Here is a 16,079-nt window from a genome sequence, read left to right on the forward strand (position 1 = left end):
AGTCTAAACTTGATGAAAGTAGTATCTTTGTTTTCAGGAGCTGGCGGATTAGATCTCGGTTTTAAAAATGCCGGTTTTGAAATTGTTTGGGCAAATGATATTGATGCTGACGCAGTTGAAACATACAAAAAAAATATCGGAAACCATATAATTTTAAAAGACTTAACTTTAGTAGATATGGACACCATACCTAACTGTGACATTGTAATAGGTGGATTTCCTTGCCAAGGTTTTTCCCAAGCCAACTTACTTCGAAATAAAGATGATGAGAGAAATCAACTTTATCTAGAGTTTTTACGTGTTGTGAAAGCAAAAAAGCCGAAGTTTTTTTTCGCGGAAAATGTTCGAGGTATTCTTAGCCTTGATAATGGTACGGCAATTAAAAAAATTGAAAGTGATTTTCAAGCACTTGGCTATAAGGTAAAAAAACAGTTATTTAATGTTGCTGACTTTGGGGTACCGCAGATGCGTCATCGAGTTATAATCGTTGGCGTCAGAAATGACATTGATTTGGAATATGTTTTCCCAAATCCTACGCATTGTTCTCCCTCAAAAATGAGTCAGACTAAATTGCCGAGTTGGATAACGATTGGAGATGCTTTGGGAAATATACCAGAGCCAAATGAAAACTGTTCTCTATTAAATCATATTTATTCCGCTTATAAAGTAACCAATCGGAATTTTACTGGTCATCGTGAAACAGATCCTAATAAACCCTCTCCCACTATTTTGGCCAGAGGTAATGGTAAGGGCGGGGTCTGTGCAATACAACATCCCAACAACCATAGACGGATGTCTGTCAGGGAATCTGCTACTGTTCAAACTTTTCCTCTTAATTTTGAGTTTATTGGCAGTATGACATCTTGTTATCGTCAGGTTGGGAATGCAGTTCCTCCGCTTTTTGCCGAGACATTAGCTAAAAATTTAAAGAGAATAATTGGGGAAAACGTTTAATGAAAGTTGTTTCATTATTTTCTGGCGCCGGTGGTCTGGATTTAGGCCTGAAACAAGCAGGGCTTGATATTATTTGGGCTAATGATGTTTATGCGGATGCCGTAGAAACATATAAAATAAATATCGGCGATCACATTCTTCTAGAAGATATATCAAAGGTTCCGTCTTGTGATATTCCAGATTGTGACGTTATTGTAGGAGGGTTTCCGTGCCAAGGTTTTTCTGTTGCGAATATGAATAGGAAAAGCGATGATCCACGGAATAAGTTATATCTTGAAATGGTCAGAGTTATTAGAGATAAATTACCTAAATATTTCATCGCTGAAAATGTTAAAGGTATATTATCCTTGGATAAAGGTGAGGTTATAAAAAAAATAACGAGTGACTTTGAACAGTTAGGATATAATGTAAAGTATAGCCTTTTAAATTGTGCTGATTATGGAGTCCCTCAAACAAGATTAAGAGTAATAATTCTAGGTGTTCGAAAAGATTTACCTTTGCTTGAAGCATTTCCTCCTGAGCGAACACATGACAAAGATGGCATAACACTTCCAAAATGGATTTCCGTTGGTGAAGCCCTACATAGTTTTGAAGAGCCTGGGTCTGAAAGTAGTCTGCATAACCACGAGCACTCGTTGTATAAGCTCACATTTAATGGCCATTTGGGGCATAGGTTTATGGATCCCGCTAAGCCTGCACCAACTGTTACGGGTCGTGGAGATGAAAAAGGTGGTGTTGTTGTATTACACCACCCAAGTAATGAAAGACGTATGACAGTTCGTGAGATTGCGACAGTTCAATCTTTTCCGCTGGATTTCTTCTTTTATGGGAGCAAAACATCTGGCTATAGACAAATCGCCAATGCAGTGCCACCAAAATTGGGTCTTGCTTTAGGTAAAATGTTGTTGCAGCATCATAACATGAACCTCTAATTGTTGATCTCTTCCTTTTCTATCTGATAATCTATAGGAAAATTCTCTTTAGAAAAGGATGAGTATATGTATCTGTTTTCTAAACCATTTCCTGAATATCGCTGGCGGTGGGCGACTCTAACGCCTACCGAAAGCTTAAATATCCCCGAAATTAATTATGGTTGTTTGAAAGTTCTTGCCTCGTATGAGGGAGAAAAAGTGAATGCACCCATCATATTTGATAGTCTTTTAGAATTGGATGAGGATATAAAAAAGTACAATTTATCTGAAATGGTTTTAGCGCGAGATCCTAAAAGAAACATTTTTAGAAACTCAGGGCAATATTGGAAAAATACTGGTCTGCTGGAAAGTACTAGTCAAGGGATTGTGTTGTCTGATTTTGGACGAGCTTATTCACGAGGTAAAATAACAAAGGATGAGTTCTCTGCATTTATAATCAAAAAAATGCAGCTTCCTAATCAATTAATTGAGCCGGAAAATTACATTTCCGCATGGTTTGAAAATGGCTTGACCATAAAACCGCTTGAACTTATTTTGAGTTTATTATGTGATTTATACCGTATTAGCATCGATAAGGCTTACCTGACTGCAGGAGAACTTGTGGATATAATTATCCCAATGTCAGGAAATAAGTTTAATAATGAGGATATTGTAAGCGTCATTGAAGGATGTAGAGCCGGTAAAAGTTTGTCGCAGGAATCTTGGACTGCCACGGAGAGTTCTAATGACAGCCGGATGGCTCGAGAGTTTTTACTTTTTCTTCATCATTATGGCTATTTAATGGTAAGGCCCTCTAGAGAAAAAGCCACAATAAATCGGAATATGGAGTTTTATCTTGAATCGTGGCAATATGAGCTAGCAGGTGAAATACTAAATAGCGAACAATATTTTGATACATATAAAGATGCTATAAAATCTTTATCAGAGGCGTCGAATAGTATATCAAGACGACGAGTATTAACAGAGGTTTTAATTCGACCTAAACAAGCTGTTTTCCGGAAAGAATTATTGAAGGTGTATTCTAAAAAATGCTTGCTTTCCAATGCTTCTGTGAGTGAAGTATTACAAGCTTGTCACATAGTACCTGTTAAGAACAATGGAAAAGATTCAATTGACAATGGGATAATTTTAAGGTCAGATTTGCATTTATTATATGATTCAGGTCATCTCAAAATTTTCGAAGACGGTAAAGTTGAACTATCTGATTTTTTAAAAGATGATCCATTCTATTCAGTTACAATACCTGACCATATAAAACTTCCTTCCTTTATTAATTTAGAAAACATAAGAGTAAGAAACTCTTATAACATGTAATAAATTTACATAAGATCTACTAAATCTTAGTGGATCTTTTTTTATATAAATATAAGTTCATTGTGTTAATGTTGTGTATTATTTATTGAGGTATATTGATATCAATTTTATTGACTTGCTCTTAATAAAGTTTGGTATTATATTTTTTATATATTTATTGATATATTTATTGCTATATTTGTTATTGTTATCTAGTTACGCAATTTTTATATGAATCTTTGGGTTAGGTGCTTTAATTACGTGGTGCGCAAGAATTAATTTAGAACTTTATTAAAATCATGAACCATTCTCGCATTTTGTAAATTTAGTAAAGCATGAAACTATCTTTTTATATAAACCGCGGTAAGATGAATTCACGAATTATGCCAAATGGCAAAATAAGTACCACAAATAAATGAAGAATTCGCGGTATGAAGGTGCTGCAACACCCCCATACCGCTAACCACAACCAACTAGTAAGGAGTTGTATATGGCTGCGACGAATTTTAAGCCAGAGTTTACTGTTTGCAAAACAGAATCAGACGCTTTCACCGGCATGATTGAAAACCGCGAGCTGGTACGCAAAAACAGCGCCCGTCGTCTTCACGGCAACCAAACCAACGCGGCCCCCGTTCATCCCCGCGCAGAAACGCCGCAAGACAGTGCCGCCTGCTGCGAACTGTATGCACGCATAGACATGAAATATCTCCTACTGGGCGGTGACTGGTTAACCCGCGCAGGCTTTATCAACGGCATGCCCGTGAAAATCCGCGCCATGAAAGACTGCATTGTGATTACGCCACAGCATACAAGAGAATTATGGGGATGCCTGGAAGGGATGAGTGTGGTGAATATAAATAAACAGAAAGTCGCGCAGTGGTTAAAAACGTTTCCAGGGGCGTTGAATGATACGGGCGATATACCTATGGTGAAGCGTGGAAATGGTCTGGCTGAATAAGCATAACATCTATAATATCCCATCATTATTCCTGTAAAAGGATTAATCAATACGGACATCAATGCGCATGTCCGTATTTTTTGTTTTTTTACATGAATTATCTATCTCCGCTGGCGCACCCAATAAATCGGTTGTAACATTCCCTGCAAAGCGACAGGAAGGAATGATTATGCTTCATGCAAGGTTAAAAAATAATATCCTGATTGCTCTGGCATGCCTCATTGCTTCCTTCTTTATCGTCCTGTTTCCTCTGGGAGGCTTACTCGATTACTTATCCCAAGCCAGCAACGATTTTTTAAATCGCACCGGTTTGGGGTTTGCTGATGGTGAAGCAGACCCATCATTCCTGTGGGTGTTGGTTGGGATGATGGTCGTCGTTACCGCGCTACTGATGCTCATCATCCGAAAGATATGCAATCTGAAACAGGGATAAGACATTTCATGGGCATTTTCTATGACAATCCTTTTAAACGTTCTGAAGTGGTGCGCGCTCACGGTTGCCACAGTGTTTATCCTCGGATGGCTGTTTGTCTGGCTTGTGGCATCTGATTCTGATGAGGCGACGGTTTACACGGAAAACGATTTTTTCCATTACCACACGCTGACCGACACGGATATTAAAAACGCCCCTAAAGTAACGGACGACTATTATTTTGAGGTGCATTCGGGCGATGGGTATGAACCTTCAAACAGCATCGTCTTTAAAGGTGCTGCCAGTGCTGCCCCGTTGCACGCTTATCTCGAAACGCTAGGGTATGTGAAGGAAAAGCGTAGCCTGGAAGTGAAGGAGGTCTGGTCGAAACCTGATCGGCTAAACGCAGATTTTTTCTATCTGTACTTTAATATCGCTACGGGTGACATTGAACTGACCAAAGTGATAAGTAACAGGCATGGTATCCCATGTCCGAATTAAGAAAAAATCACTCGTGATCTATCTGCTCTTTCACAACCCTCACCAGTACAGCATGAAGTTCACCAACGGTTAAATCGCGTATCACAGGTTCGGGTATGCCACGTAGCCTTCGAATCAAACGGCAGATACCGAAGTAATCTATACCCTCGGTGCTAAAAAGAAACTCGTTTTCAGCGAGAGAAAAAGTTTTCTCATAGCCATCTTCTTCAGTGACAAGCCTAACGCCAAACGCTGCCTCGCAGTCTTCTATCAGGGCATCGCCATCCATGCCGCAGATATCAAGATCGGCTTCGATAAGGGTATTCTCATCAATGCGCTTGCGATGATGTCCAGATGACTGACGTACAACCTCAATGACCTGCGAAAGAGTGGGGTTCATTATGATGGATTCCTTGGGTAAAGAGATAACACAGAAATTTGTTAATAGACCGCGTTAATGCTTGGAGCTTATTATTGATGGAGCCCAAAAAAACAAAATAACCCATGCGAACATCCCAATAATTTTCATCGGCCAAGGCTCTAACACATCCAGACACACAATTGCCCCAATAACTAATAGCGGACCTTCTACAATTTCAATTATCCCCTCTAAAATGTTTAACCTATCAGGAAGTACACGATTTAGTAATGCCGCAATAAGGTGTGCGCTACCTAGTATAATGGTTATTGCGATTGTGCGGTCCTCCCAGTTATCAAAACTAACAAAAGAAATGAGGCATGTAGCCAGTATATAGCCACAAAATAATATATTCAGAATATAAATGATAAACTTGCTCATAGTGTTTGCCGCGACGTTTGAAATATAAAGAGTCTATGAATATAGTGCTCTCACCAGAATGACAAACGACATTGGCTAATAATGCATTTCAGAATTTATTGCGCCTCGCTGATTTCCGTAATAATCGAGTTAGCGGCTTCGTGCCAATATCACGCACTCCACCGCTAAACCTAACTTAACTAAACACCGGCACCCCCAGCCCAACCTTCACCTCCCTCAACGTCGCCTGCGTCACCCCCTGCGCCCGTTCGGTCCCGCGCTTCAGCATCGCCATCAACTCCCCCTTGTCCTGCATATACATCGCCCTCCGCTCCCGCATCGGCGCAATCAGCTCCTGCAAACACGCCTCCAGCTCGTTCTTGCACGCCCGGTCCCCAAGCCCGCCCGCCTGATAGTGCGCCTTCATCGCCGCCACTTTCTCCTTGTCCGGATGAAACGCGTCGAGGTACGTAAACACCACGTTCCCCTCAATCTGCCCCGGGTCGCTCACCTTCAGGTGGTTCGGGTCGGTGTACATGGCGCTGACCGCACGGTGAATCGTCTCTTCGCTGGCCGAAAGGTGCAGCGTGTTGCCGAGCGATTTCGACATCTTGGCGCTGCCGTCGATGCCGGGCAGGCGGCTGGTGTCGCTCAGCATCGCCTTACAGTGGCGCAGCACCGGGGCGGGCAGCAGGCTGTTCATCTTGTGCACAATCTCGTTGGTCTGCTCAATCATCGGCAGTTGGTCGTCGCCGACGGGCACGCACTCAGCCTTAAACGCGGTAATATCCGCCGCCTGGCTGATGGGGTAGGCCATAAACCCGACCGGCAGCGAGCGGGCAAAGCCTTTCTGGGCAATCTCGTTTTTCACTGTCGGGTTACGCTCCACGCGAGCAACGGTGACGATGTTCATATACAGCATCGTCAGCTCGGCGAGAGCGGGCAGGGCGGACTGCAGGCAGAGGGTGGTCAGGTTCGGGTCGATGCCGGCGGCGAGGTAGTCGGACAGCACTTCGGGGATGTTGTCGCGGATCTTCTGCGGGTTGCTGCCGTTGTCGGTCAACCCTTGCAGGTCGGCAATCAGCACAAACTGGTTGTGCGTCTGCTGCAGCGCCACGCGCTGGCGCAGCGATCCGACGAAGTGGCCAAGGTGCAGCGGGCCGGTTGGGCGGTCGCCGGTGAGGATGGTTTGCGTGTTCATAAAGACTCCTTAATGTGCAATTGCCGAAAGGGGTCTTAGAAATGTGAAAGCCGCCTTTCGGCGGCTATCTGAAAATGGGGAAAACTACTCCGTGCCGCCTTTAAGAAGGCAGCCACCAGCGGTTTACGGTGAGCACGGCGTGGTTTATGTTCATCTCTTTACCGTATCACGTCCGGCGCGAAAAACAAAAGGGCATGTCATGCTGCGATCACTCAACCACCTGACCCTCGCGGTCAGCGACCTGCAAAAAAGCGTTACCTTCTGGCACGAGCTGCTGGGGCTTGCGCTGCACGCCCGCTGGAATACCGGGGCTTATCTCACCTGCGGCGATCTGTGGGTCTGCCTGTCGTACGACGAGGCGCGCCAGTATGTGCCGCCGCAGGAGAGCGACTATACCCATTACGCGTTTACCGTGGCGGAGGAAGATTTTGAACCGTTCTCGCAAAGGCTGGAGCAGGCGGGCGTCACCGTCTGGAAGCAGAACAAAAGCGAGGGGGCGTCGTTCTATTTTCTCGACCCGGACGGGCACAAGCTGGAGCTGCACGTGGGCAACCTCGCCGCGCGGCTGGCGGCGTGTCGCGAGAAACCCTATGCAGGAATGGTCTTTACCTCAGACGAGGCTTGAGGCGCGCACCTTCAGCCTGCCCGCCAGCGTCACATGCGTGGCGGCATCTTCCTGATTGCACAGGTACTCCACCGCCAGCCGTCCCAGTTCGCTGTAGGGCAGCTGGATACTGGTCAGCGGCGGGGTGAGCTGCTCGGAAATCTTCTGGTCATCGTAGCCTGCCAGTAGCATGTCCTGAGGGATGCGCACGCCGTTCACCGCCAGCGCCTGATAGCAGCCAATCGCCAGCCAGTCGCTGGCGCAGAAGATGGCGTCCGGGCGCTCGGCCAGTTCCAGCAGCGACGTTGTCGCGGTAAAGGACTCGCTAAACTGCCAGTTGGTCTCGCGCACCAGGTTGTCATCACACGCGAGTCCGGCCTGCTGTAGCGCCGCCTGGTAGCCCGCCAGACGCTGGCGGGAGGCCTCCATCCAGCTCTCCCCGGTGATGTGGGCGATGCGCGTGGCCCCGCAGGCGATGAGGTGTTTCGTCACCTGGAAAGCGTTAGCGTAGTCGTCCGGGATAAACGACGGCAGCAGCGGCGAGCCGGGGTCGCGCTGGTTGAGCAGCACCAGCGGGATGCGGGTGCAGTCCTGAAACGCCGTCATGTCCACCAGGGTGGTGACCGGAGACGCGAGAATAATCCCGATGCAGTTGCGCTTCTCCAGCTGGCGAATGATGTTCAGCGCCAGCTCGATGTCGTCGCCATAGTCGTAGACGGTGAGCAGGGTCTCGTTGCGCCACGCCGCTTCCCGCGCCCGGCTGATGGCGTCGATAAACGGGTCGAAGCTTTGCAGCGAGCTGACCAGCAGGGCGATCTCTTCCTGGTTGCGCGGGGCGTGAATGGCGGGGAGGCGGTCGTAGCCGAGCTCGGTGGCGACGCCAATGACCCGCTGGCGGGTGTCGTCGCTGAGCTTGATGTTGCGGGACTGGTTAAGCACCAGCGATACCGTCGCCTGCGACACGCCCGCCGCCCGCGCAATATCGTTCATCGTCACTTTCGTTTTTCGCTTCATCCGTCCTCTCCCTTTCGCGACTTCGCATCATACCCTAACCGCACGCTTTAGCGCCGTCGATCACGTTTCTCATTCATCGAAGCGTGAACTTTGTGAGAGCCGTCGCTTTTCTCAACGCCGTGATTTGCGCATTTATCCCGCAACTAATATTTATTAGCTAAATATTATCAGTAAGAGGACGCGTAATGAAAGAGCAGTGGAGCAGGGAGCAGGCACAGGCGTGGTATGAACAAAAAGGCTGGCTGTGCGGGTTTAACTATCTGCCGTCGACGGCGGTGAACTGGACTGATATCTGGCAGGAAGAGACTTTCGATGCCGAAACTATCGAGCGCGAGCTGGGCTGGGCGGCGGACGCGGGTTACAACACCCTGCGCATCAACCTGCCGTTTATTGTCTGGGAGCACGACCGTGACGGACTGATGGCGCGCATCGATCGGTTTTTGACGATTGCCGACGGTCACGGCTTCAGCACCATGCTGACCCTGATGGACGACTGCGGCTTCTCCGGCGACGAGCCGTATCTCGGCCCGCAAAAGCCACCGGTGCCGGGCAAGCACAACAGCCAGGCAGCGGCGAGTCCGGGGCGCGACAAAGTGTGCGATCGCGACTGCTGGCCGCAGATTGAGCGCTATATCCGCGACGTTGTTCGCCAGTTTCGTGAAGACGGGCGCGTGCTGCTGTGGGATCTCTATAACGAGCCGGGCAACCGTGGCATTTTCGCGACCGGCACGCAGGAGGTGCAGTACGACGCGAAGCTGGAGACCTGCGCCCACGAGCTCATGAAGCTGGCGTTCCAGTGGGTGCGTGAAGAAGACCCAACCCAGCCGCTCACGGTCTGCGCGTGGCGAGTCCCGCCGGAAGAGGAGGGCGAGACGTTCTTCCAGCATCCGCTGGACCAGACAGCGCTGGCGCTCTCGGACGTGGTGAGCTTCCACGCCTACACCAACACCGGGCGGATGACGGCGATTATTCAGCAGTTGCAGGCGCTCGGTCGCCCGCTGTTCTGCACCGAATGGCTGGCGCGCCACGTGGGCAGCACCATCGAAGAGCAACTCCCGCTGATGTACATGGCGAAAGTCGCGCCGTATCAGTGGGGGCTGGTGCGCGGCAAAACCCAGACGTGGCTGCCGTGGCCGGTGGTGATGAAGGAGTCCACGGACTACTGCCGCCTGTGGTTCCACGACGTGTTCGAGGAAAACGGTATTCCGTTCTCGCGTCGTGAAATCGCGCTGATGCAGAAGTTTCGTCAGATCGCCCCGAAAGCACAGGGCTAATCATATTGACCCGGCGCCTGTCGCCGGGTAATCAGGTACGCACTATGGCAACGATAATGAAAATACCGTCTCGCGAGTTGTGGTCTTATTTTGGTTATGGTTTAGGTCAGTGTTTTAGCTTTGGTTTAGTGGGTTCGTTTATTAACTATTTTTACACCGACGTGCTGGGGATCTCGGCGCTGGCGGCGAGTACCATTTTCCTGATTGCCCGCGCGTGGGACGCGGTTCACGATCCGCTGTTTGCCAGCATTATGGACACCATTAACAGCCGGTTCGGCAAGTTTCGCCACTTTTTACTGATTGCGCCGTTGCTGATCACCGGCGTCACGCTGCTGTCGTTCTATAAAATCGAAGCGGACATGACCACCAAAATCCTCTACGCCGGGGTGACCTACATCCTGTGGGGGACGCTGTACGCTATCTCTGATATCCCGTTCTGGTCGATGTCGTCGGTGATGACCAACGACTCCGCCCAGCGCACCCGCGCGGTGACGGCGGCGATGCTCGGGGTAAACTCCGGGATTGCCTGCGCCAACATCTTCTTCCCTAAACTGGCGGCGTTTTTTGCCCAGCACAGCAATGATAAAGGCTACTTTATGGCGGCGCTGGTGATGATGCTGGTGGGCCTGCCGCTGATGCTCAACGGCTTTATGCAGATCAAAGAGCGCGTGCCGCCAAGCCCGGAAAAGGTGACGATGCGCGACACCTTCCACAACCTGCGCCAGAACAAACCGCTATTTATCGTTCTGCTGTCGTTCTTCTTCTGCGTGTTCCACAACGTGGCGGGCGGTCTGTATATCTACTTCTTTATCAACAACCTGGGCGACGGTAGCCTGCAAATGGCGATTGGCGTGATGGGGATTGTGGCGGCGGTGCTGTGCCTGGTCGCCCCGATGCTGACGCGCCGGATGCAGAAGCGGAAGCTATTTATGATCCTCTGCGGGCTGGACGTGGCGGTGCGCGTGGTGATGTGGTTTGTCGGCTATCAGCAGGTGACGATGCTGTTCATTCTGCTCGGCCTGAGTACGCTGTTCGTGATGATGACTAACATCCTCACCTCGTCGATGATTGCCGACACCATCGAGTACGCGGAATACCACACTAACAAGCGCTGCGCGGCGATCACCTTCTCCGGGCAGACCTTTACCGGCAAGATGTCGGTGGCGGTGGGCGGCGGGTTAATCGGCGTATTCCTGACGATGATTGGCTACGTGCCGCAGGCGCAAATCCAGAGCGAGAGCGTGCTGTCTGGGCTGTTCTTCGGGATTTGTCTGCTGCCAGCGATAGGTTCGCTGATCCGTATTGGCTTTATGTCGCGCTTTACCTTTACCGAGGAGAAGCATGCGGAGATTTGTCGACTGCTGGCGGAGCGGAACGCATCTGCGAAAGCGCCGGGTAGCGGCTGCGCCTTACCCGGCCTGGAAAAAATTACAGCGACTTCACAAACGCCAGCAGATCTTCGTTAAGCTGATCCTGGTGGGTCAGCGCGAAGCCGTGCGGCGCGTTGTCGTACACTTTCAGCGTGGCGTTTTTGATCATCTCTGCCGCCAGCTTGCCGGTGCTTTCAAACGGCACGATCTGGTCGTTGCTGCCGTGAATCACCAGCGTCGGCACGTCGATTTTCGCCATATCCGGGCGGAAGTCGGTTTCACCGAACGCGGTCACGCAGTCGATGGTGCCCTTCAAAGACGCCAGCAGGGCGATGTTCAGCGTCTGGGTGAGGGCACCGGCAGAGACGGTCTGCCCGGCGTTGATGCCGTAGAACGGCGTCGCGAAATCGCTGATGAACTGGGCGCGATCTTTACGCAGTCCGTCGCGAATGCCGTCGAACACGCTCTGATCCACACCCTGCGGGAAGGAGTCAGATTTACCGAAGATTGGCGTTACCGCACCCAGCAGTGCCAGACCGGCGACGCGTGAACTGCCGTAGTTGTTGATGTAGCGGGTCACGTCGCCGCCGCCCATGGAGAAGCCCACCAGCGTCACGTCCTGCAGGTCCAGGGTAGTGATCAGGTCGTTGATGTCAGACGCAAAAGTGTCGTAGTTGTAGCCGTTCCACGGCTGATCCGAGCGGCCAAAGCCGCGACGATCAAAGGCGATGGCGCGGAAACCACGCTCGGCCAGGTAGTTCAGCTGGCTGTCCCACATGTCGCCATCTAGCGGCCAGCCGTGGCTGAACAGAACCGGTTTACCCGCGCCGCAGTCTTTGTAGTAAATCTGCGTGCCGTCTTTTGCCTTAAACGTTGCCATAGTGTCTTCCTCAACAGGTGATTGTTATGTTTAAACCGGCGCGACCAGATAACGAATTGCCGGAGATGTTGTGCCCTGATGAAAAGCCAGAACGCGGCTCTGCAGCAGGAGGTCATTCATGGTGTGGCGCTCCTGCTGGCGCAGATGCTCAATCCAGGAGCCCATCAGGAAGGTCTCGATAAACAGACCGGGGCGCTCAATATCTTCATACACCGCCCAGCTCATCGCCCCGGCGCGGCGGCGCACCCGGCGTAGCTCGTGCACCGCCTGCAAAAACGCTTTCGCGTTGTGCGGGTCGATGATGTACTCGTGCGATACCAGTACCGGGCCGCGCTCATTCGGCAGCTCAATCTCGATGCCGTCCAGCGGCTGGCCGCTGAGGTCGAGGTTCAGGTCCGGGTCTTTCTCCAGCTTCCAGCGGAAGACGGTAGCGCTTGCCAGCACCATGCCCAGCGTGGCGACAACCAGCGAAGTCGGGGTGCCGAACTGGGAAGCGATCTGCCCCCAGATGGCGCTGCCTGTGGTCATCGAACCGAAGAACACCGTCAGGTAGACCGCCAGCGCGCGGGCTTTCACCCAACGGGCGGCACTTCGTTGCGCGCCGAGGTTGAGGGTGGAGAGCACCGCAATCCACGCGAAGCCGGTGAAGAATTCAAACAGATTGAGCAGCCAGATATGGCGCACAAACGCCAGCGCCAGCATGGTGAGGGCAAAAGTCAGGCTGGCGGCTACCATCAGTCGGTCGGCGTTCAGCTTTTGGCGCAGGCGTGGCAGCAAAATGGCCCCGGCAATCGCCCCCAGGCCAATGCAGGCCAGCATCACGCCGTAGCCCGCCGGGCCTAAGCCCAGCTCGCGGCGCGCCACCAGCGGCAACAGTGCCCACCCCGCGCTGCCGAAAACAAAAAAGGCCACGGTGCGCACCAGCACGTTACGCAGCACCGGCGCGGCGTGCACGTAGCGGATGCCGGAGCGTACCGCAGAGAAGAAGTGCTCCGGCGGCAGCCGCTGAATGGACGGGGCCGGACGCCAGCGCCACAGCACCCATGCCACGCCCACTACGGAAAGCGCGTTCAGCGCAAACACCATCCACGGCCCGGCGAGCGACAGCAGGAAACCACCCAGCGCCGGACCAATCGCCCGGCTGATGTTCACCCCCAGTGAGTTCAGCGCCACGGCGGCACCCAGCTCCGGCTTGCTCACCGTTTCAGGCACCACGGCCTGAAACGGTGGCGAGCTCATCGCCGCGCCCACGCTCAGCAGAAACGTCGCCACCAGCAGAACCGCAGGGGTGACGTGTCCGGTGAAGGAGAGCACCGTCAGCACTGCGGCGGCGATGAACACCCACAGCTGGGAGAAGAGCAGGTATTTACGTCGGTCGACGATGTCCGCCATCACCCCGGACGGCAGGGCGAAGAGGAACATCGGCAGGCTGCTTGCCGCCTGTACCAGCGCGATATCCAAAGGATCGGCGCTCAGGGTCAGCATGCTCCAGTTGATACCGACGTCGCTCATCCATGAGCCGACGTTCGAGACCACCGTGGCGATCCACAGCATGCGGAACACCGGCTGGCTCAGCGGCTGCCAGGGTGAAACCGTCGATGCGGGCGTCGTTTCGACGTGTGCGTCGCGAACGTCGTTAACCTGCGTCATGCGAACTTCTCCGTTGCCTTATGCTGCAATCGCCACTGGCCCGCCCCGGTGAGGGCAAGGGTTGTGAAGATAATCAGCAGCAGCCAGCCAAACTGCCCTTCGGCAATCGACCAGTCCGGATGCACCGCCAGCATCGCCACCAGCAGCACGGCGATGATCGGCAGGCAGGCCAGGCGGGTATAAACGCCCGCAATGATAAACAGCGGGCAGATCGCCTCGGCGAAAATCGCCGGGATCAGGCTCGCCCAGGGCCCGAAGCCGAACGGATCTTCAATGCGCGTCAGCTCTTCACTGAAGTGCAGCACCTTCGGCAGGCCGTGTACGTACAGCAGCAGCAGGCTGCCGGTGAGACGCAGGAAAAACAGCCCCAGGTCGACCCGGGGCGAAGCAAATGTATTTTTCATCAGAATGCAAAGCAGCTGCAGCCCAGCGCCCCCCAGAAAGCGTTATCGTCGGACACCGGCATCTCTGACGTGCGCGCAAAGTCATGCTGGTGGCTGTGAATCCCACACGGGCCGCTGCAGTGATGGACGGCGTTCATGCCGACGCGGGCGGCCTGCGGCGGCGCGCTGCGGTAGTGGCCCGGCACCTTCACCACCGGTGACCACTCGGGCAGAACCGGGATCGCAGGCGGCGCGAGCGGGCCGAAGCTGCCTGCGGCGTACACGATATCGCCGTTGACCACCGTCAGGACGGACTCGATGCCTTTGATCTCCTCTTCCGGCACGCGGAAGAAGTCTTTGCTCAGCACCGCCAGGTCGGCGAGCTGACCGACTTTGATCTGCCCCTTCTGATTTTGCTCGCTGGAGAACCACGCGCTGCCCTGGGTCCAGAGCATCAGGGCGGTGTCGCGATCCAGACGGGCGCTGAGGTCGTACATCTGCATCCCGCCAACGGTACGGCCGGAGACCAGCCAGTAGAGCGCGGTCCACGGGTTGTAGCTCGCCACGCGGGTGGCGTCCGTTCCTAAACCGACCGGCACGCCGGTCTCGAGCATTTTCGCCACCGGCGGTGTGTGGCGGGTGGCTTCAATGCCGTAACGCTCAGCAAAATATTCCCCCTGGAAGGCCATACGGTGCTGCACGGCTATACCGCCGCCGAGCGCTTTGATGCGGTCGATATTGGCCTGGGTGACGGTCTCCGCATGGTCGAAGAACCAGTGCAGGCCGTTGAACGGAATGTCGCGGTTCACTTTTTCGAACACGTCCAGCATACGGCTGATGGATTCGTTATAGGTGGCGTGCAGGCGGAATGGCCAGCGGTGCTCCACCAGATGGCGCACCACGCGCTCCAGCTCGTCCTCCATGCCCGGCGCGAGATCCGGGCGCGGCTCGAGGAAGTCTTCAAAATCGGCGGCGGAGAAGACCAGCATCTCTCCCGCGCCATTGTGGCGGAAGAAGTCGCTACCCTGGCCCGGCGTGAGCATGTCGGTCCATTTTTCAAAGTCTTCCAGCTCGTGGCCCGGACGCTGGGTAAACAGGTTGTAGGCGATGCGGATGGTCATCTGCTTTTTCTCGTGCAGCTCGGCAATCACCTCGTAATCTTCCGGGTAGTTCTGGAAGCCGCCGCCCGCGTCGATGGCGCTGGTCAGCCCCAGACGGTTCAGCTCGCGCATAAACTGACGGGTGGAGTTGACCTGCTGCTCCAGCGGCAGCTTCGGCCCTTTCGCCAGTGTGGCGTAGAGGATCATGGCGTTAGGACGGGCAATCAGCATCCCGGTCGGGTTGCCGTTAGCGTCGCGCTGGATCTCGCCGCCCGGCGGGTTCGGGGTGTCTTTGGTGTAGCCGACCACCTTCAGCGCGGCGCGGTTGAGCAAGGCGCGGTCGTACAGGTGGAGGATGAAAACAGGTGTGTCCGGCGCGGCGTCGTTGATCTCGTCGAGGGTCGGCATGCGGCGCTCGGCAAACTGGAACTCAGTCCAGCCGCCTACCACGCGCACCCACTGGGGCGACGGCGTGCGCAGGGCCTGCTCTTTCAGCATCCGCAGGGCGTCGGCCAGCGACGGCACGCCTTCCCAGCGCAACTCAAGGTTGTAGTTCAGCCCGCCGCGAATGAGGTGCAGGTGGGAGTCGTTCAGGCCGGGGATGGCGGTATGGCCTTTTAAGTCGACCACTTTGGTGCCATCGCAATGGTGTTGCATCACCTCGGCGACGGTACCCACTTCCAGAAATTTTCCGTCGCGTACGGCAACGGCTTCCGAGACAGGGTTCTCGCGATCGACAGTGTGAAACTGGCCGTTAACCAGAATGAGATCGGCTTTACCGAGGGTAACCATAACT

Annotated in this window: 17 protein-coding genes; 9 read left to right on the forward strand and 8 right to left on the reverse strand. The window is 53.0% G+C overall.

Features of this window, described 5'->3' with window-relative positions; translation table 11 throughout:
- Positions 1–12 precede the first annotated feature (12 nt).
- The 6 genes from HED65_RS15095 (at position 13) to HED65_RS15120 (ending at position 5,050) form a co-directional block, all read left to right on the forward strand.
- A complete protein-coding gene (locus HED65_RS15095) occupies positions 13–954 on the forward strand; it encodes a DNA cytosine methyltransferase (protein WP_114979168.1) in 942 nt (313 codons plus the stop codon).
- Entirely contained in the window at positions 954–1,886 is a 933-nt protein-coding gene (locus tag HED65_RS15100; RefSeq protein ID WP_114979169.1) for a DNA cytosine methyltransferase, read from the forward strand. The genes HED65_RS15095 and HED65_RS15100 overlap by 1 nt, the downstream gene beginning before the upstream one ends.
- A gap of 66 nt (positions 1,887–1,952) precedes the next feature.
- The gene (locus HED65_RS15105) at positions 1,953–3,200 is read left to right on the forward strand and encodes an HNH endonuclease (RefSeq protein ID WP_114979170.1); all 1,248 of its coding nucleotides are present in this window, start codon (positions 1,953–1,955) and stop codon (positions 3,198–3,200) included.
- A 469-nt stretch (positions 3,201–3,669) separates the two neighbouring features.
- Entirely contained in the window at positions 3,670–4,137 is a 468-nt protein-coding gene (locus HED65_RS15110) for a SymE family type I addiction module toxin (protein ID WP_114979171.1), read from the forward strand.
- A gap of 61 nt (positions 4,138–4,198) precedes the next feature.
- Positions 4,199–4,570, forward strand: a complete 372-nt coding sequence (locus HED65_RS15115) for a hypothetical protein (RefSeq protein ID WP_223256826.1) — start codon at positions 4,199–4,201, stop codon at positions 4,568–4,570.
- A gap of 21 nt (positions 4,571–4,591) precedes the next feature.
- Positions 4,592–5,050: a hypothetical protein gene (locus tag HED65_RS15120; RefSeq protein WP_114979173.1), complete on the forward strand. Its 459-nt coding sequence runs from the start codon at positions 4,592–4,594 to the stop codon at positions 5,048–5,050.
- 7 nt (positions 5,051–5,057) lie between these two features.
- Here the strand turns inward: HED65_RS15120 and HED65_RS15125 are convergent, their stop codons facing one another.
- From HED65_RS15125 to trpS, 3 genes are all read right to left on the reverse strand, one after another.
- Positions 5,058–5,429: a hypothetical protein gene (locus HED65_RS15125; RefSeq protein WP_114979174.1), complete on the reverse strand. Its 372-nt coding sequence runs from the start codon at positions 5,427–5,429 to the stop codon at positions 5,058–5,060.
- Between the two features lie 54 nt (positions 5,430–5,483).
- Positions 5,484–5,828, reverse strand: coding sequence for a hypothetical protein (locus HED65_RS15130; protein WP_114979175.1), 345 nt, complete (start codon positions 5,826–5,828; stop codon positions 5,484–5,486).
- Positions 5,829–6,003: 175 nt separating this feature from the next.
- Positions 6,004–7,008, reverse strand: a complete 1,005-nt coding sequence (trpS, locus tag HED65_RS15135; RefSeq protein ID WP_114979176.1) for a tryptophan--tRNA ligase — start codon at positions 7,006–7,008, stop codon at positions 6,004–6,006.
- Between the two features lie 199 nt (positions 7,009–7,207).
- Between trpS and fosA the strand changes: the two genes are divergently transcribed.
- Positions 7,208–7,633: a FosA/FosA2 family fosfomycin resistance glutathione transferase gene (fosA, locus tag HED65_RS15140; protein WP_114979177.1), complete on the forward strand. Its 426-nt coding sequence runs from the start codon at positions 7,208–7,210 to the stop codon at positions 7,631–7,633.
- Here the strand turns inward: fosA and HED65_RS15145 are convergent.
- Entirely contained in the window at positions 7,619–8,626 is a 1,008-nt protein-coding gene (locus HED65_RS15145; RefSeq protein WP_114979178.1) for a LacI family DNA-binding transcriptional regulator, read from the reverse strand. The two genes, fosA and HED65_RS15145, sit on opposite strands and share 15 nt — an antisense overlap.
- 185 nt (positions 8,627–8,811) lie before the next feature.
- On the opposite strand from HED65_RS15145, the gene HED65_RS15150 reads away from it, so the two are divergent.
- Positions 8,812–9,900, forward strand: coding sequence for a cellulase family glycosylhydrolase (locus HED65_RS15150; protein WP_114979179.1), 1,089 nt, complete (start codon positions 8,812–8,814; stop codon positions 9,898–9,900).
- Between the two features lie 44 nt (positions 9,901–9,944).
- Positions 9,945–11,366 carry an MFS transporter gene (locus HED65_RS15155; protein ID WP_114979180.1) on the forward strand — a complete coding sequence of 474 codons (1,422 nt, stop codon included), beginning with the start codon at positions 9,945–9,947 and terminating at the stop codon, positions 11,364–11,366.
- Here HED65_RS15155 and HED65_RS15160 read toward each other — a convergent pair.
- The 4 genes from HED65_RS15160 to HED65_RS15175 are packed head-to-tail and all read right to left on the reverse strand — an operon-like array spanning position 11,329 to position 16,075.
- Entirely contained in the window at positions 11,329–12,150 is an 822-nt protein-coding gene (locus HED65_RS15160) for an alpha/beta fold hydrolase (RefSeq protein ID WP_114979181.1), read from the reverse strand. The genes HED65_RS15155 and HED65_RS15160 overlap by 38 nt on opposite strands.
- Before the next feature lie 30 nt (positions 12,151–12,180).
- Complete coding sequence (locus HED65_RS15165) at positions 12,181–13,800, reverse strand: MFS transporter (RefSeq protein WP_114979182.1); 1,620 nt, start codon at positions 13,798–13,800, stop codon at positions 12,181–12,183.
- Positions 13,797–14,204 carry a DoxX family protein gene (locus tag HED65_RS15170; protein WP_114979183.1) on the reverse strand — a complete coding sequence of 136 codons (408 nt, stop codon included), beginning with the start codon at positions 14,202–14,204 and terminating at the stop codon, positions 13,797–13,799. The genes HED65_RS15165 and HED65_RS15170 overlap by 4 nt, the downstream gene beginning before the upstream one ends.
- On the reverse strand, positions 14,204–16,075 hold the full coding sequence (locus HED65_RS15175) for an amidohydrolase (RefSeq protein WP_114979184.1): 1,872 nt from the start codon (positions 16,073–16,075) through the stop codon (positions 14,204–14,206). The genes HED65_RS15170 and HED65_RS15175 overlap by 1 nt, the downstream gene beginning before the upstream one ends.
- Positions 16,076–16,079: the final 4 nt, after the last annotated feature.

This window comes from Pantoea sp. LS15 (genome assembly GCF_012241585.1).
In the GTDB taxonomy this organism is placed as follows: domain Bacteria; phylum Pseudomonadota; class Gammaproteobacteria; order Enterobacterales; family Enterobacteriaceae; genus Enterobacter.

Excerpts from the sequence above, each read along its gene's own strand:
- HED65_RS15150 (WP_114979179.1), top strand. The coding sequence starts at position 8,812 with ATGAAAGAGCAGTGGAGCAGGGAGCAGGCACAGGCGTGGTATGAACAA.
- HED65_RS15165 (WP_114979182.1), bottom strand. The coding sequence starts at position 13,800 with ATGACGCAGGTTAACGACGTTCGCGACGCACACGTCGAAACGACGCCC.
- HED65_RS15125 (WP_114979174.1), bottom strand. The coding sequence starts at position 5,429 with ATGAACCCCACTCTTTCGCAGGTCATTGAGGTTGTACGTCAGTCATCT.
- HED65_RS15160 (WP_114979181.1), bottom strand. The coding sequence starts at position 12,150 with ATGGCAACGTTTAAGGCAAAAGACGGCACGCAGATTTACTACAAAGAC.
- HED65_RS15110 (WP_114979171.1), top strand. The coding sequence starts at position 3,670 with ATGGCTGCGACGAATTTTAAGCCAGAGTTTACTGTTTGCAAAACAGAA.
- HED65_RS15105 (WP_114979170.1), top strand. The coding sequence starts at position 1,953 with ATGTATCTGTTTTCTAAACCATTTCCTGAATATCGCTGGCGGTGGGCG.
- fosA (WP_114979177.1), top strand. The coding sequence starts at position 7,208 with ATGCTGCGATCACTCAACCACCTGACCCTCGCGGTCAGCGACCTGCAA.
- HED65_RS15145 (WP_114979178.1), bottom strand. The coding sequence starts at position 8,626 with ATGAAGCGAAAAACGAAAGTGACGATGAACGATATTGCGCGGGCGGCG.
- HED65_RS15170 (WP_114979183.1), bottom strand. The coding sequence starts at position 14,204 with ATGAAAAATACATTTGCTTCGCCCCGGGTCGACCTGGGGCTGTTTTTC.
- HED65_RS15155 (WP_114979180.1), top strand. The coding sequence starts at position 9,945 with ATGGCAACGATAATGAAAATACCGTCTCGCGAGTTGTGGTCTTATTTT.
- HED65_RS15095 (WP_114979168.1), top strand. The coding sequence starts at position 13 with ATGAAAGTAGTATCTTTGTTTTCAGGAGCTGGCGGATTAGATCTCGGT.
- HED65_RS15175 (WP_114979184.1), bottom strand. The coding sequence starts at position 16,075 with ATGGTTACCCTCGGTAAAGCCGATCTCATTCTGGTTAACGGCCAGTTT.
- HED65_RS15115 (WP_223256826.1), top strand. The coding sequence starts at position 4,199 with ATGCGCATGTCCGTATTTTTTGTTTTTTTACATGAATTATCTATCTCC.
- HED65_RS15100 (WP_114979169.1), top strand. The coding sequence starts at position 954 with ATGAAAGTTGTTTCATTATTTTCTGGCGCCGGTGGTCTGGATTTAGGC.
- HED65_RS15120 (WP_114979173.1), top strand. The coding sequence starts at position 4,592 with ATGACAATCCTTTTAAACGTTCTGAAGTGGTGCGCGCTCACGGTTGCC.
- trpS (WP_114979176.1), bottom strand. The coding sequence starts at position 7,008 with ATGAACACGCAAACCATCCTCACCGGCGACCGCCCAACCGGCCCGCTG.
- HED65_RS15130 (WP_114979175.1), bottom strand. The coding sequence starts at position 5,828 with ATGAGCAAGTTTATCATTTATATTCTGAATATATTATTTTGTGGCTAT.